Here is a 14504-nt window from a genome sequence, read left to right as displayed (position 1 = left end):
TTACTCGCGATGATAAGGATGATTGTTATTTAAGCTCCAGCCTCGGTAAAGGCTCTCTGCAACAATAATACGCACCAATGGGTGCGGCAATGTTAAATTAGATAACGACCATTTTTGCTCAGAAGCTGCAATGCACTCTGGAGCTAGTCCTTCAGGTCCGCCAATAAGTAAACTTACATCGCGGCCGTCGAGTTGCCATTTTTCCATATTTTTAGCAAGTTGGTGAGTATCCAGCGCTTTCCCTGTTACCTCTAACGTTACAATATGATTGCCTTTTGGAATAGCCGCTAATGTTTTTTCACCTTCAATGTGTAAAATACGCTTTATATCTGCATTTTTACCACGTTTTCCGGCTTGAATTTCAATTAACTCAAGGGCCATATCTTTAGGGAAACGGCGCTGATATTCTGCAAATCCCGTTTCTACCCATGCTGGCATTTTGGTGCCAACAGCAATCATTTGTATTTTCACGTATTACTTCCAAGCATTGTCTAAAATAAGTGAGCGTTTAGCCCCACAGTTTTTCTAGATCGTAATAGATACGTGCTTCGCTTTGCATCACGTGTACAACCACATCACCTAAATCAACCAGTGCCCATTCGCCGTCGCCTTCACCTTCATAACCTAGTGGTTCTGAATCTGCATGACGCGCTTCTTTTGCTAAGTGATCAGCAATTGACTGTACGTGACGTTTAGAAGTACCAGAACAAATTACCATGTAATCTGTGATATCTGATGTCTTAGTTACGTCAATATGAACGATGTCACGCGCTTTCATATCGTCAATTTTATCCATTGCAAAGGCGAGTAGTTGTTTTGAATCCAAGGTTTTGTCTCAATTTAAAAATTTAATGGCGCGCATTTTAACACGCTAGGAGTTTTTAAGCATCAATTTGATAGAGCTGATGCATTTGTATGTAATGACTCACTGCATCGGGCAATAGTTCATTCTTTTTATTACTTTTTTTCAGTTGTTCGCGAATGGTGCTTGAGGCAGCATCGAGCATTTCGCCCGGTAAAAAATAAAGTTTACCGGCAAGTGACTGTTTAAGTGTTGCTGCTTCGTCTACATTTGCGTGCTGCATATAGCTTTTTAGCTCACCATTAACAGTGCAATGTTGAGCAGGGCGCTGGTAGACCACAATATGACAAAGTTGGGTTATTGCTTGCCACTCAAACCATTTATCCAGATTGTTAAAAGAGTCCATACCAATTAAAAATAAAATAGGTGTAGTAGGGTGCTCCTTACGAAGTTCTTGCAAGCTCAGTAACGAGTACGATGGACCTGTTCGGTTAAGTTCTCTTAAATCGAGTTCAAAATGAGGATAAGGTGCAGTAGCTGCGTTTAGCATATTAATTCGGTGCTGCGTACTAATACCCGGCGCAGCTTTATGTGCAGGGAGTGCACACGGCATAAAATAAAGTGTATCTAAATTAAACGCATTAACGCATTGCTGCGCCATATTTATATGACCTAAATGAACTGGGTCAAAGGTACCACCAAAAATTGCGATCATTTAACACCCATTAGCTATTTATTAATTAGCCGTGTGGCACGGCATAGGAATGTTAAGCGGCTGGCAAAATTTAATGCAAATATGTGCAAGCGCTTGGTAAGGTGCTATTAACTTACCTTGCTTGTAACTGGCATCAAACAACGCTACATCACTATTTATTTGTTCTAGTGTGTGCATGTTTAACCGGTTAATAGCATTTTGAACTGGGCCTTGTTGGTTTTTCCAAATAGCCTTTTGTTTAAATAAATTAGCGATAGATTCGCCATTTAGTAAACCAAGTTGCACACTTATTAGTGTATTAAGCTCTTTGGTTATAGCCCACAAAATACTCACCACTTCTGTGTTGTCGCTCGCAAGTTTGTTTAATACTTTTATAGCTTGTTTAGCGTGACCATTTAATAGTGCATCACTTAAATCAAAAATATCAAACTTGGCTTGATTTAAAAGCCCTTGCATTACTAATTGCTGAGTAATTAAAGCATTGCCGTGCAGTAGTGAGAGTTTTTCAAGCTCCTGAAAACACGCTAATAAGTTACCTTCAGTGGCATTAATTAAGCTTACTTTGGCGTCGTTTTGTACATTGAGCGATAAACGTTGGCATTGATCGTCAAGCCATCGTTTTACATGCGTGCCTGTAAGCGGGTAACAAGGAACAAATACGCCTAGTTTATCAAGGGCTTTAAACCATGCACCACGTTGTACTTCTTGGCTGGCTTTAGCGCCTTTAACAATTAAAATAGTATCGGGATTAACCAGCTCAACTACTTTTTTAAAGGTGTTGCTGCCAATAACGCCTGGCTTTTGTTGGTTTAAATCAAGCTCAATAATAGTGCGCGCACTAAACAGCGACATGCTTTGGTATTGAGATATAATTTCTTGCCAATCGAATCCTTGCATTAAAGTAAACTTAATTACCTCATCAAACCCTTGTTGCTTAGCAACGTCACGAATTTGCTGTACGCATTGCGCTTCTTGAAAAGGCTCTTCCCCAAACACTAAATAAAAGGGCTTTAGCCCTTTATTTAGTTCACTCGGTAGTTGATTAGCGTAGCAGCGCATTATAGTTGCGACAGCTCTCTAACAATACGACGACTGGCTTGCTCACGAATTTCGCTAATGAGTAGCTCAAGCTCTTTTGCTTTTGCTAATGCATGATCCGGATCGTCTTGGTAATTACGGTAAAGCTCAAAACGTTTTTCTATCGCTTTTTCGCCTGGTCGTTTAACCACATACGATACGCCATAAGCGAGCTCATATTCAGCAACTTGGCCGTTTTGAAACAGCGAAAGTGTTTGGCGTTCAATGCTTTCTTTGCGTAAATACAATTGGGCTTTATCTTTAGCTGACGATACTAACTCTACGTTACTCGCTTTAAGCTCTTTTTTAAGCTCAGTGAATAAAGTCGACTTTTCGTCATCGCCTACAAGTGTTAGCTGTTTTAAGTTATCAGGCAAGCTAGAGGCTTTTTTTAAATGAAAGCCACAGCTTGATAACAAAAAACAGACTAGCACTAAGGCTAGTCCATTTTTAATGGCGTTAAATGCAGCCATATTAGTTAGCTACCACGTTAAGTAGTTTGCCTGGTACGTAAATAACTTTACGAATAGTTGCGCCATCAGTAAATTTAGTGACGTTAGATTCAGCAAACGCAAGGGCTTCTACTTGCTCTTGAGTTGCACCAGCTGCAACAGTTAACTTAGCGCGAAGCTTACCATTTACTTGCACGATGATTAGTTTTTCATCTTCAACAAGAGCCGACTCGTCAACTTTTGGCCATACTGCATCTAAAATCTCGCCTTCTTTACCAAGCTCTTTCCAAAGCTCATGCGATAAATGCGGAGTAATGGGTGCAAGCATAATAATTAATGCTTCAAGTGCTTCATTAGCAATGGCTACATCTTGTTTGTCGTTTAATGGTGCTTTTAATAACTTATTAGAAAGCTCCATAATAGCTGCAATAGCGGTGTTAAAGGTTTGACGACGTTCAACATCATCAGTCACTTTATCAATTGCTTTGTGTAAGTCACGGCGAAGTACTTTTTGCGGGTTAGTTAGCGCTGATTTATCAAGTGCTTGGTAACCCACTGTTTTAACGTCTACCGCGTATTTCCATACACGTTTTAAGAAACGATGTGCGCCTTCAACGCCCGAGTCTGACCATTCAAGCGTTTGCTCTGGTGGTGCTGTAAACATCATGAATAAACGCACTGTATCTGCACCATACTGGGCAATTACATGTTGTGGGTCTATCCCGTTGTTTTTAGACTTAGACATTTTGCTCATGCCTGATGAGAATACCGGCTCACCATCTTCTTTATGCCATGCTTTAGTAACGCGGCCTTTGTCATCGGTTTCGGTGTTTACATCAGTTGGCGAAATCCAAATATCGCCGCCTTTTTCATCTTTACGATAAAATGTTTCAGCAAGTACCATACCTTGACAAAGTAAGCGGTCAAACGGCTCGTCTGAATTTACTAAACCAAAGTCACGTAATAATTTATGGAAAAAGCGCGAGTACAATAAGTGTAAAATTGCATGCTCAATACCACCAATGTATTGGTTTACTGGTAACCAGTAGTTAGCAGCCGCAGGATCTAGCATGCCTTCGTCGTAGCGTGGGCTACAGTAACGTGCGTAGTACCAAGACGATTCCATAAAAGTGTCAAACGTATCAGTTTCGTGAAACGCAGGTGCGCCATTTACTGTTGTTTTAGCCCACTCTGGGTCTGCTTTAAGCGGTGACGTTACACCGTTCATTACCACATCTTCTGGTAAGCGAACTGGTAGCATATCTTCTGTTGCAGCAAGTTCTTTACCATCTTCATCGCTAAGCATTGGAATTGGCGAACCCCAATAACGCTGACGGCTCACACCCCAGTCACGCAGGCGGAAGTTTACTTTACGCTCACCAACGCCTAGTGCTTCTAATTTGTCGGCAATGGCTTTAAAACCTGCTTCAAAATCAAGACCGTTAAATTCACCCGAATTTACAAGTACGCCTTTATCAGTAAACGCTTCTTCTTTTAGGTTTACTTCAAGGTCTGAACCCTCAGCAGGTGCAATAACTTGTTTTATATCTAGGCCGTACGCCGTTGCAAACTCAAAATCACGTTGGTCGTGTGCAGGTACTGCCATTACAGCGCCTGAGCCATAATGCATTAACACAAAGTTAGCGACCCATATTGGTACTTGCTCGCCCGTTAATGGGTGAGTGGCGTAAAAGCCTGTTGCTATGCCTTTTTTCTCCATTGTTGCCATGTCTGCTTCGGCAACTTTGGTGTTTTTGCATTCTTCAACAAACATTGCAATAGCATCGCTATTTTTAGCGGCTTCTTGTGCAATAGGGTGACCACCGGCAACAGCAACATACGTAACACCCATAAAGGTATCTGGACGTGTTGTGTATACGCTAAATGTTTCGTCGTTATCGGTGCGTTTAAATTCAATATCACACCCTTCAGAGCGGCCAATCCAGTTACGCTGCATTGTTTTAACTTGCTCTGGCCAATCTTCTAACTTGTCTAAATCGTCAAGTAGCTCTTGTGCGTAGTCGGTAATTTTAATAAACCACTGTGGAATTTCTTTTTGCTCAACTACAGCGCCTGAACGCCAACCGCGACCGTCAATAACTTGCTCGTTAGCGAGTACTGTTTGATCCACTGGATCCCAGTTAACTGTAGACATTTTTTTATACACTAGGCCTTTTTCGTAAAGCTTAGTGAAAAACCACTGCTCCCACTTGTAGTACTCTGGATGACACGTCGCAATTTCGCGATCCCAGTCATAACCAAAACCTAATTGCTTAAGTTGGGTACGCATGTAATCAATATTTTCGTAAGTCCACTTAGCGGGTGCTGTTTTGTTTTTAATAGCAGCGTTTTCTGCAGGTAAACCAAACGCATCCCAACCCATAGGTTGCATTACGTTTTTGCCTTGCAGGCGCTGGAAACGAGAAACAACATCACCAATGGTGTAGTTACGTACATGACCCATATGCAGTCGACCACTCGGATAAGGGAACATAGAAAGGCAGTAATACTTTTCTTTGCTCTCATCTTCAGTGACTTTAAATACCTGGTTTTCTTCCCAGTAGCTTTGTACTTTTGACTCTATATCTTGCGGGTTATATTGCTCTTGCATCTATGGTTCCAGACTTCTTGCAAACTAATAAAAAATTGCCGTTAGGATACCCCAAATAAAACACTATTCACAGCGTCAAAAACATGCTTTTATTAAATTGTAACTTTCAGTGCGGGTTAACCTGCTTTTTTATAGTGTGGTTAGCTAAAGACATAAGTTACAGACTGATTTAACAGCAATTTTGAAGGAGTAAAAAATGACTGATTACAAAACATGGCTTAGCAGTTTTACCCATTGGATAAAAGATGTGAAAGAGCATGGTTTAAAAGATGTGGTTTCTGGGTTTGTTGAATCTGAGCAGGCGCTTAAAGATTTAAGTCAAGAAAGATATGAGCTCTATAAAAGCTATTTAAAGAATGATATTGAACATATAGTAGAGAACGAATCACACTATAATTCGCTTGCATGGCAAGAGCTTAAAGAGTCTCTTTGGTTTGAACTTTCGCATATAGAAGATAAAACCCAGCTTGAGTGGCAATCTTTAAGTCAAGATTTTAAGCACAATGGTGTGTATCACGCAGGCGAATGGATAGCCATGGGCACATTAGTATGTAAGAATTGCACCCATAGTTACGATGTTTATCACGCTACACAAATTACACCGTGTATTGAATGTGATGGAATCTATTTTAGTCGTAAGGCACTGCACCCTTAAATATAAGTATTAAGTGGCTGCGGGCCACTTAATACGCCCAAAGGCCAGCGAATATGCTGGTAAAAAAAGAAGTTAGAATGACGAAAAAATTGCTGCCACTATCTGTTTCAAAGCTCGCACCTAGTATATCTACTAATCACGTAAACACGTGCATGAGCAATCCATACCCAGAGCAACTTACGTTTATAGGCCAACAACGCGCCCAAAGTGCTTTAGATTTTTCATTAGGGATGGAACTGCCGGGTTACAACGTTTATGTAATGGGCGAGGCCGCTCACGGGCGTTTTACGCTTGTTAAAGATAAACTTAAGCAACACGCAAAAGACCGCTCAACGCCAAACGAATGGTTATACGTAAATAATTATGATGATCACAGAGAGCCCATTGCATTGTTTATGCAACCAGGGCAAAGCAAGCAACTTAGTGACGACATAGATTCATTTTTAGATGAAGTGCTCGACACTTTTCCTGCTGCATTTGATAACCCAGCGTATCAGCGTAAGAAAAAATCAATCGACCGTGAATTTAACGACGCCTACGACAGTGCTATTACCGCAGTAGAAATTGCAGCATTTGAGCAAAGCGTTGCATTAGTAGAAGAAAAAAATTCAGTCGGGTTTGCACCACTTGTAGATGGTAAACAATTAAGCGACAGCGAATTTGGCGAACTTGAAGAAACGTTACGTGAAGAGTTTTTTGAAAAAATTGAAAAGCTAGAAGATGCATTAATAGAAGCGTTAATAGAGCTGCCACGTTGGAAACGCGAATCAAAAGAAAAACAACGCAACCTTAAAAAGTCGACAGCAGAGCAAGCCACTAAACCACTTTTAAAAGACTTAGAACATAAATACGCAACTCATATTGGCGTACTGCGTTATTTAAAAGATATTCGCGTCGAAATTATAGACGCGGTACTTGAATGGCTAGATGACGAAGATGAAAGTGAAGAAAGCAAAGAAGACTTTGACCGCAAAGGCATGCTTACCGACTTTTTTGCACCTAACATTTTAGTTGAGTTTAAAGAAGACGACGCAGCACCGGTTGTGTACGAGCCTAACCCAACGTTTGGCAATATATTTGGCAAAATTGAGTACTCAACATCGCAAGGCTCTTTAATTACTTGTTATCGCTCAATTCAGGCAGGTGCATTGCACCGTGCTAATGGCGGCTATTTAATTATGGACGCTGAAAAAATCATGGCAAACCCACAAGTGTGGGATGGTTTAAAGCTCGCGTTAAAAACACACCAAATTAAAAACGATTTACCGTACCAAGACAGCACAGTAGGGACGAGCTTTACACTTCGCCCGCAGCTTATACCGCTTGATGTTAAAATTATTTTATTAGGTTCGCGTGAGTTGTACTACACCATAGGTGAATACGACGAAGAATTTGCAGAGCTATTTAGAGTATTAGCCGACTTTGATTACTACTTGCCAAGTAGCGACAAATTGCAATACCAGTTTATTACTAAAGTAACCGAGTATTGTGAGCAAACATTAAAGTGCACTGCAACGCAGGCTGCTATGGTGCGTTTACTTAAATTTAGTTACCGCCAAGCAGAGCATCAAAATAAATTGTCAGCGCGTTTTGCTGATGTACTTGAGCTTATTGCAGAAGCGAGTTACTACGCAAAACAAGATAAATTAACCGTTATTGACGCGCACCATATTGACGAAGCCATTGAAGGTAAGCAATACCGTACCGGCCAAATTAGCGAAAATATGCTCAGTGACATAAAAGAAGGTCACACACTTATTGCAACCGACGGCCAAGCCATTGGTAAAGTAAATGGCTTAACCGTATTACACATTGGCGATACCTCGTTTGGTACACCAGCACGTATTACCGCAACCGTTTATGCCGGCGCCGATGGCGTAATAGATGTAGAGCGCGAAGCCGAACTTGGTAAAGCAATTCACTCAAAAGGCGTTATGCTACTTACCGGCTACCTTGGTAATAAATATGCGCAGCACTTTAGCCTAACGCTTAGCGCTAATATTGCTATTGAGCAAAGCTATGGTTACATAGATGGCGATAGCGCATCTTTAGCAGAGTTGTGTGCGCTTATTTCGTCTATTACAAGCCTACCTATTAGCCAATCTATTGCGCTTACAGGCTCTATTAACCAACACGGCGATGTACAAGCCATTGGTGGCGTAAACGAAAAAATAGAAGGCTTTTTTAAACTATGTAAAATGCGTGGTTTAACAGGTTCGCAAGGCGTTATCATTCCTAAATCTAACCAAGTTAACTTAGTGCTTGATGACGAAATACTTAATGCGGTTGAAGCGGGTAAATTTAATATTTATGCAGTAGAAACCGTAGACCAAGCGCTTAACTTGTTAATGGATATAGAAGCTGGCGATATTATTGATGACCAGTATCCAGAAAACTCAGTAAATGGCATTGCGCTTGCTCGTCTTAAAGAAATTGCCGATATAGTTAATGGCGATGATGACGACGAAAAAGACGAAGAGCCAGATAACGAAAAGTAAAACAACGAAAAAGGTTAATGATGATCAATATAATTTTGGCGGTAGTTATCGCCATTTTTTGTTTTTTAATATTTCAAAATAGTAAAAAAGCAAAACAACAAGCAGGCATAAATGCACAAATAGGGGCAGATTACTTAGCGGCTAACGCAAAAGTAGAGGGCGTGGTCGAAACCGCATCTGGCCTACAGTATAAAGTAATCCATAAAAGCGATAGTGAAAACACACCAACCCCAAAAAGTATGGTTAACGTGCATTACCACGGCACACTAATCGACGGCACTGTGTTTGACAGCTCAGTAGAGCGTAAAACACCGATTAGCTTTGGTTTGCACCAAGTTATTAAAGGCTGGACTGAAGGCTTACAACTGATGAGCCCAGGCGACAAATACACGTTATACGTACCGCATCAATTAGCGTACGGCGAAAAACGGGTAGGGAGTATTCCTCCTGCCTCAGTACTTATTTTTGAAGTAGAGTTACTGGTAATTGAGTCGTAATTTAATTCAAAGTAATTAATTGCTAAAGCCCTACTTTAATAAAGTGGGGCTTTTTGCTTTTAGCTAACAATAAAATTTACTCAAGGATTTTAATACGAGGTCGATACCTATAATAGTTACAGAGCTATTTTAGGGATAAAATAATGAAGATTTCACCGACTCCCATTCCATACCAAGTAAACAGCTCTAATACTCAACCTTTAGCGCAATCAGATAAACTACCTGTTGAAAAAGCGAGTGAAGAAAAGAGCGGGGAAGAGAATGAGGAAGAGCCAAAATATGTGTTATCTAAGTTTCTAGATACTAAAGCGCAAGAATACAGTGAAGATAACGCTACGTTTAGCAATCAATATAAAAACCTCGAAAAAGTATACAAGCACTTCACTGGGCGAGTTATTGCGCTGCAAGAACAAATTAACAAACTTAAACAAAGCCCAGCACAGCGAAGTTTAACCATCGATAGCAGCGCCAATGAGATAAATAAAAGTGATGCCAATTTAACTTTAGATGCAGAGCACCTAGGCTCTAAAAAATATAAAAATACGCAACAACAAGAGCAAATAGACATGCTAGAGCTGCAACTTGGAGAGTTGAAATCAGAGCAAGCGGCAGTAAAGCAACAAATGGTTGAGTTGGTTATTAGTGAAATGAAGAGACGGGGCGACGACTATACTATTTAGCGCCACCAACATGTTGGTGGGCTAGCTTTTAAACTCAATTTTACTCACTTCAAGTTTAAACTTACCTTCTTGCTTGCCTGCAATCATAAAGCCTAGTTGTTTAATATCATCAAAATCAATAGTTGGTTGTTGCTCAAGCATGCGACCGCGATACGTTAAAGTAAAATCACTTGGAGCAAAGTTTATATCTACCCATTCATTTTTTACTGTTTTAAATGAATGAGTGTACGCTGCGCCATCAAGAGAATTAGTTGTTCTGAGCCTGAGCTGATAAGTTTGCCCGTCACCCTTAACACGCAGCGCTATAGCTTTAATATTTTGGCTTTGTGTATTTAGCTCTGTACGTATTGATGCAAAACCGCCGTTATTATCAAGCGAAACATTGCCTTCAAATATTAAACTTTTAGCAGTTTGGTTTACTTGGCTATTTGATACCCCACCCATTACTGAGTCGTTAACAACGTACCAGCGCTGGTTTGCATTAGCTTGTGCACTTACAACTAATAAATTAAATACAAAAAGTGATGATAGTTGTTTGGTGGTCATGGCTTACTCCTAAGTACTTTAAGTTTATCAATACGGATAAACATATTATTTGTTCACTTATTTAAAGCTAATTATTTTTACGGCTCCATTTTTTCATGATTTTTTCAAACATAATTTCTTTATCAGTTTTATCCTCAGGGCAGGGTTTACCGCTACCTTGAGGCATGCCATTACTACCAAATACGGTTGAAGTATCAATTAAATAGCATTTACCGTTAAATTTTTCTAATCGTCGTGTGCCTATTGTATTTTGGCTAATAACTTCCGATTTTTGTGATTTAACCGATGATTTAACCGATGATTTAACCGGTGATTTAATTGTGGGCGTGGCAGCTATTGCATCATCAGTACTATCTGAGTTGTCAGCTTCGCCAAAGGTGACCATTTTTTTACGTGTTAAGTTATTTATAGGCGCGCCATAAATAGGCGCATACGGGTTAAGTTTTTTAAACGTCTGCGTGTTTGTATCAATAGTTTGGGGAGTGGGTTGAGGTTTATTTGTAATAGTAGATTCTGCTACCTCAACTGGTTTTTCGTCACGTTGTTTGGGTGCTTTAATAGTCTGTGTTTGAGTTGTAGATACTTTATTAATGCTTACAGGTTCTGAAGCTAGTTCAGGTGCTTTTTTTACCTCTAACTTTGTAGGCTCAACGATCGGTGCGTTAGTGGTGGTGTTAACGGTGCTTAACTTAGGCAGTGTTGACAAGTTAACCATTACATAAGCGTTTATTACGATATCTTTTTTTGTTTGAGGCTCTTCAACCTTTATTTTTTGCGAAAGTAATAAGTACAGCAATACAGCATGTATACATAACGATATAGCCCACGGCCATGCATTCCCTTTATTCACACTTATTCCTCAACGTAATAGCTATGTTATGAGTTAATAAAATGCATTTAGTTCACATATAGTTAGGGGTTGTTATCAGTTTATTTACTTTACCTTGAGCAAAAAATAAAAAACGCGTAAGTTAACCGGGTTACCTATTTTAATAACAAGAATATAAATGAAAGCCAAAGAGATAGAACAATTAGAATTATCAAATTCTGAAACCCGAGAAGTTATTACACCCTACGCTTTTAAAATTGACAGTGCTTTACTAGGCTTGCCTTTGGCTACACCAAGTAGGCGTGCATTAGCGATAATAATTGATGTTGCACTTATATTTTTAGCCGCCAAACTCAGCGCGGCTTTAATAGCATTTGTCGCTGCAATGGCTTTTTATAAAGGTACGGCGCAACAGTACTTACCTAAAATGTCGTCGTTTTGGCGAAGAACCCTAAAAATTTTTGCAGCAAGTTTTTTATTTGTAAGCGCACTTACTGTGCTTTCAATTGGCATAGATTACCTAGAAGGCGATAACGCTGATCAAGCTTTAGCTGTTCAGGGCGTAAAAATACAAGATGAAATACAGCTTACCGCCACAGAAAAACAACGCGTAAATACTTATTTAGCGCAAACAGCCGATGACAGCTGTGAGCAACCTTGCCAACAAAGCGCGCTTGATAATTTAATAGGGCAAGTTCCCAAATTAGCAGAAATGGACGACCTACAAAGCCCACAACTTGCTACCGTACTTTTACAACTATTAGTACTCAGTGAAAATAACGAAATAAAGCCTGCACAGTTAATAGAAGAAAAACCTGCACAAACAAGCACAAATAGTATTTTGCAGTGGAGCAAAGGCATTATTCAAGACTTGGGCTTAGGTTTTGGCTGGGCTGCAGTTTACTTTACGTTGTTCTCGTTACTTTGGCGCGGCCAAACACCGGGTAAAAAGGTATGTAATATTCGTGTGGTTGCCTTAAGCGGTGAGCCATTAGGATTATTAGATTGTTTTGGTCGCTACGGCGGCTACGGCGCAGGCTTTGCAACGGGCTTATTAGGGTTTTTACAGATATATTGGGACCCAAACAGACAAGCTATTCAAGATAAAATATCAGCGACAGTGGTTATTAAAGGTAACTTGAATCATATAGAGTATTTATGAGTAATTTAGAATTATACTTTTTGTCAGTAGAGCCGTATTTTTTTTACGGCAAATAATTGCGTATGTTATAGTTCACTTAGGCAAGTAGATGGGATGTTCAATATGCTCGTAAAACTAACAGTAAAAAACTTTCGAAATTTTAAAGAACAATTTGAGATAGATCTTAGAAGTAATCGCTCTTACGAGTTTAATAATCATGCTATTAAAAATGATATCGTAGAGCATGGGGTCATATACGGTGTTAATGGCGGAGGTAAGTCAAATTTAGGTCTTGCTCTGCTCGATATTACTAATCATTTAACTGACAATAGCCCCAGTAGTGGGTTGAAGCTGAATTACCTAAATGCGAGCTCAAAAGAGGAACTTGCAGAGTTTACTTATGAGTTTGAAATAGAGAATAAACAGGTTATATATCAGTATGGGAAAGAAAAGTGTGACCTCACTATTTTTGAAAAACTAATCATCGACGGTAATGAAGTTGTATCATTTGATCGAAGAAGTTCGCCATTTGCAGACTTTCACCTTATTGGCTCTGAAACTTTAAAAAATGACTTTACGGGTAAAAACATTTCACCTGTAAAATTCCTAAAATCAAATGCTCTTCTAGCTTCAAATTCAATTAACTTAATATTTGAAAAATTCATTACGTTTGTTGATGGCATGGTTTTCTTTAGAACGCTTACTAAATCACAAGAGTTTTATGGGCAACCTGTGACTCCTCAACGTGTATCACAAGCAATAATAGAGCTAGGTAAGCTTAATGATTTTGAGCGTTTCCTAAATAAATCAGGTGTAGAATGTAAACTAAAAAAATCAGGCTCTAAAGGTGAAGAAATAATTGAGTTTGACTTTGGTAATCGAAGTATTGAATTTTCTCAAGCAGCTTCAACAGGCACAATATCATTAGGTAATTTTTATTATTGGTTTCTTAAATTAACATCGGGAGACATTTCTTTTGCTTACATAGATGAGTTTGATGCTTACTATCATTTCGCTCTGTCACGACAAGTTGTCGAGCTTATTTCTAGCACTTCGTGCCAAACTATCATAACAACGCATAATAGTACTTTAATGTCTAATAGCATTTTACGCCCCGATTGCTACTTTGTTTTGGAGGATAATAGTTTGAAGCCACTATATAAACTAACGGATAGAGAAATTAGAAAAGCTCATAACTTAGAGAAAATGTACCGTTCGGGAGCTTTTGATGAGTAGTTATGTACTCTTTATTTTTGAAGGAAAAGTAACAGAGCAAAATATTGCTAATAATCTTTGTAAATATATTTTAAATGAAGATGATAAAGTCATTCTTCGTGCATCCTACGGATTTAATTTATACCAATTACATAAAGAAATATCTAAAGATGAATATTTCGATACTTATGGAATTATTGTCGAACAGTTAAAAGTTAGAGAGAACTTAAGGCCTGAGGAAATTAAAGTATTAGACATAGATGATCCAAGTAAAATAAGTGATATTTACTTATTTTTCGACTATGACTGTCATTGTAGTAATGCTGATGATGTAAAATTAGCACAGATGCTTGAAACATTTAATGACCCGCAAGACTTTGGATTATTATGTGTGAGTTACCCAATGGTTGAAGCTATAAGACATCAAAAAAATACAGATTATCAAGAGGAACTATATCCAAGGAGTCAACTAAACAGCTATAAAAACTGGGTTAAAAAAGAACGTGAATTAGATAAAAAATATCATAATTGGGGTCTATATGACTCTCAAATATGGGTTGAAATTATAAAGCAGCATTTGGCTCGTGCAAACTTTTTAGTAAATGACACATTGACGTTACCTGAGTCTGTTTTAAAGCAAGATTTGATTTTTTCCAAACAACAAGATAAGCATTTTGAGCAGAATAATGTCGCAGTAATATCCTCTTTCCCATTGATGCTACATGATTATTATGGGAAAAGTTTGATGGGACATTTTGATTAAATCATTATAAAAAAGAAGCTTTT

Annotated in this window: 15 protein-coding genes; 7 read left to right on the top strand and 8 right to left on the bottom strand. The window is 38.9% G+C overall.

Going from position 1 to position 14504, the window contains the following annotated elements; genetic code table 11:
- Genes rlmH through leuS form a run of 6 tightly spaced genes read right to left on the bottom strand, consistent with a single transcriptional unit; the run spans nt 1 to nt 5657 of the window.
- On the bottom strand, nt 1–471 hold the full coding sequence (gene rlmH / locus I6F48_RS13170; protein ID WP_197119595.1) for a 23S rRNA (pseudouridine(1915)-N(3))-methyltransferase RlmH: 471 nt from the start codon (nt 469–471) through the stop codon (nt 1–3).
- A 37-nt stretch (nt 472–508) separates the two neighbouring features.
- On the bottom strand, nt 509–826 hold the full coding sequence (rsfS, locus tag I6F48_RS13165) for a ribosome silencing factor (RefSeq protein WP_165728920.1): 318 nt from the start codon (nt 824–826) through the stop codon (nt 509–511).
- A gap of 55 nt (nt 827–881) precedes the next feature.
- On the bottom strand, nt 882–1517 hold the full coding sequence (gene nadD, locus I6F48_RS13160; RefSeq protein ID WP_197119594.1) for a nicotinate-nucleotide adenylyltransferase: 636 nt from the start codon (nt 1515–1517) through the stop codon (nt 882–884).
- A 21-nt stretch (nt 1518–1538) separates the two neighbouring features.
- Nucleotides 1539–2576, bottom strand: a complete 1038-nt coding sequence (holA, locus tag I6F48_RS13155; protein ID WP_197119593.1) for a DNA polymerase III subunit delta — start codon at nt 2574–2576, stop codon at nt 1539–1541.
- Nucleotides 2576–3067, bottom strand: a complete 492-nt coding sequence (locus I6F48_RS13150) for an LPS-assembly lipoprotein LptE (protein WP_010554703.1) — start codon at nt 3065–3067, stop codon at nt 2576–2578. The genes holA and I6F48_RS13150 overlap by 1 nt, the downstream gene beginning before the upstream one ends.
- Nucleotide 3068: 1 nt before the next feature.
- A complete protein-coding gene (gene leuS / locus I6F48_RS13145; protein ID WP_197119592.1) occupies nt 3069–5657 on the bottom strand; it encodes a leucine--tRNA ligase in 2589 nt (862 codons plus the stop codon).
- A 196-nt stretch (nt 5658–5853) separates the two neighbouring features.
- Between leuS and I6F48_RS13140 the strand changes: the two genes are divergently transcribed.
- The 4 genes from I6F48_RS13140 to I6F48_RS13125 all read left to right on the top strand — a co-directional run bounded on the left by I6F48_RS13140 (nt 5854) and on the right by I6F48_RS13125 (nt 9987).
- Nucleotides 5854–6312, top strand: a complete 459-nt coding sequence (locus I6F48_RS13140; RefSeq protein WP_007585575.1) for a zinc ribbon-containing protein — start codon at nt 5854–5856, stop codon at nt 6310–6312.
- Nucleotides 6313–6389: 77 nt separating this feature from the next.
- A complete protein-coding gene (locus I6F48_RS13135) occupies nt 6390–8810 on the top strand; it encodes a Lon protease family protein (protein WP_231611901.1) in 2421 nt (806 codons plus the stop codon).
- A 20-nt stretch (nt 8811–8830) separates the two neighbouring features.
- A complete protein-coding gene (locus I6F48_RS13130) occupies nt 8831–9307 on the top strand; it encodes an FKBP-type peptidyl-prolyl cis-trans isomerase (RefSeq protein WP_197119611.1) in 477 nt (158 codons plus the stop codon).
- A 143-nt stretch (nt 9308–9450) separates the two neighbouring features.
- Complete coding sequence (locus I6F48_RS13125) at nt 9451–9987, top strand: hypothetical protein (protein WP_197119590.1); 537 nt, start codon at nt 9451–9453, stop codon at nt 9985–9987.
- Nucleotides 9988–10008: 21 nt separating this feature from the next.
- Here I6F48_RS13125 and I6F48_RS13120 read toward each other — a convergent pair whose 3' ends face one another.
- Together I6F48_RS13120 and I6F48_RS13115 are read right to left on the bottom strand one after the other, a co-directional pair.
- Nucleotides 10009–10533, bottom strand: a complete 525-nt coding sequence (locus I6F48_RS13120; protein WP_197119589.1) for a CIA30 family protein — start codon at nt 10531–10533, stop codon at nt 10009–10011.
- Nucleotides 10534–10600: 67 nt separating this feature from the next.
- A complete protein-coding gene (locus tag I6F48_RS13115; protein ID WP_197119588.1) occupies nt 10601–11383 on the bottom strand; it encodes a hypothetical protein in 783 nt (260 codons plus the stop codon).
- A 157-nt stretch (nt 11384–11540) separates the two neighbouring features.
- On the opposite strand from I6F48_RS13115, the gene I6F48_RS13110 reads away from it, so the two are divergent.
- From I6F48_RS13110 to I6F48_RS13100, 3 genes are all read left to right on the top strand, one after another.
- Nucleotides 11541–12524 carry an RDD family protein gene (locus I6F48_RS13110; protein WP_197119587.1) on the top strand — a complete coding sequence of 328 codons (984 nt, stop codon included), beginning with the start codon at nt 11541–11543 and terminating at the stop codon, nt 12522–12524.
- 102 nt (nt 12525–12626) lie between these two features.
- Nucleotides 12627–13739 (top strand): AAA family ATPase, encoded by a 1113-nt coding sequence (locus I6F48_RS13105; RefSeq protein ID WP_231615225.1) that lies wholly within the window; start codon nt 12627–12629, stop codon nt 13737–13739.
- A complete protein-coding gene (locus tag I6F48_RS13100; RefSeq protein WP_197119585.1) occupies nt 13732–14481 on the top strand; it encodes a hypothetical protein in 750 nt (249 codons plus the stop codon). The genes I6F48_RS13105 and I6F48_RS13100 overlap by 8 nt, the downstream gene beginning before the upstream one ends.
- The last annotated feature ends 23 nt before the right edge of the window (nt 14482–14504 follow it).

This window comes from Pseudoalteromonas sp. SWYJ118 (assembly GCF_015864505.1).
Lineage (GTDB): Bacteria > Pseudomonadota > Gammaproteobacteria > Enterobacterales > Alteromonadaceae > Pseudoalteromonas > Pseudoalteromonas arctica.
The sequence above is the reverse complement of the archived record's forward strand: the minus strand, read 5'-3'. Positions and strand labels throughout refer to the sequence as shown.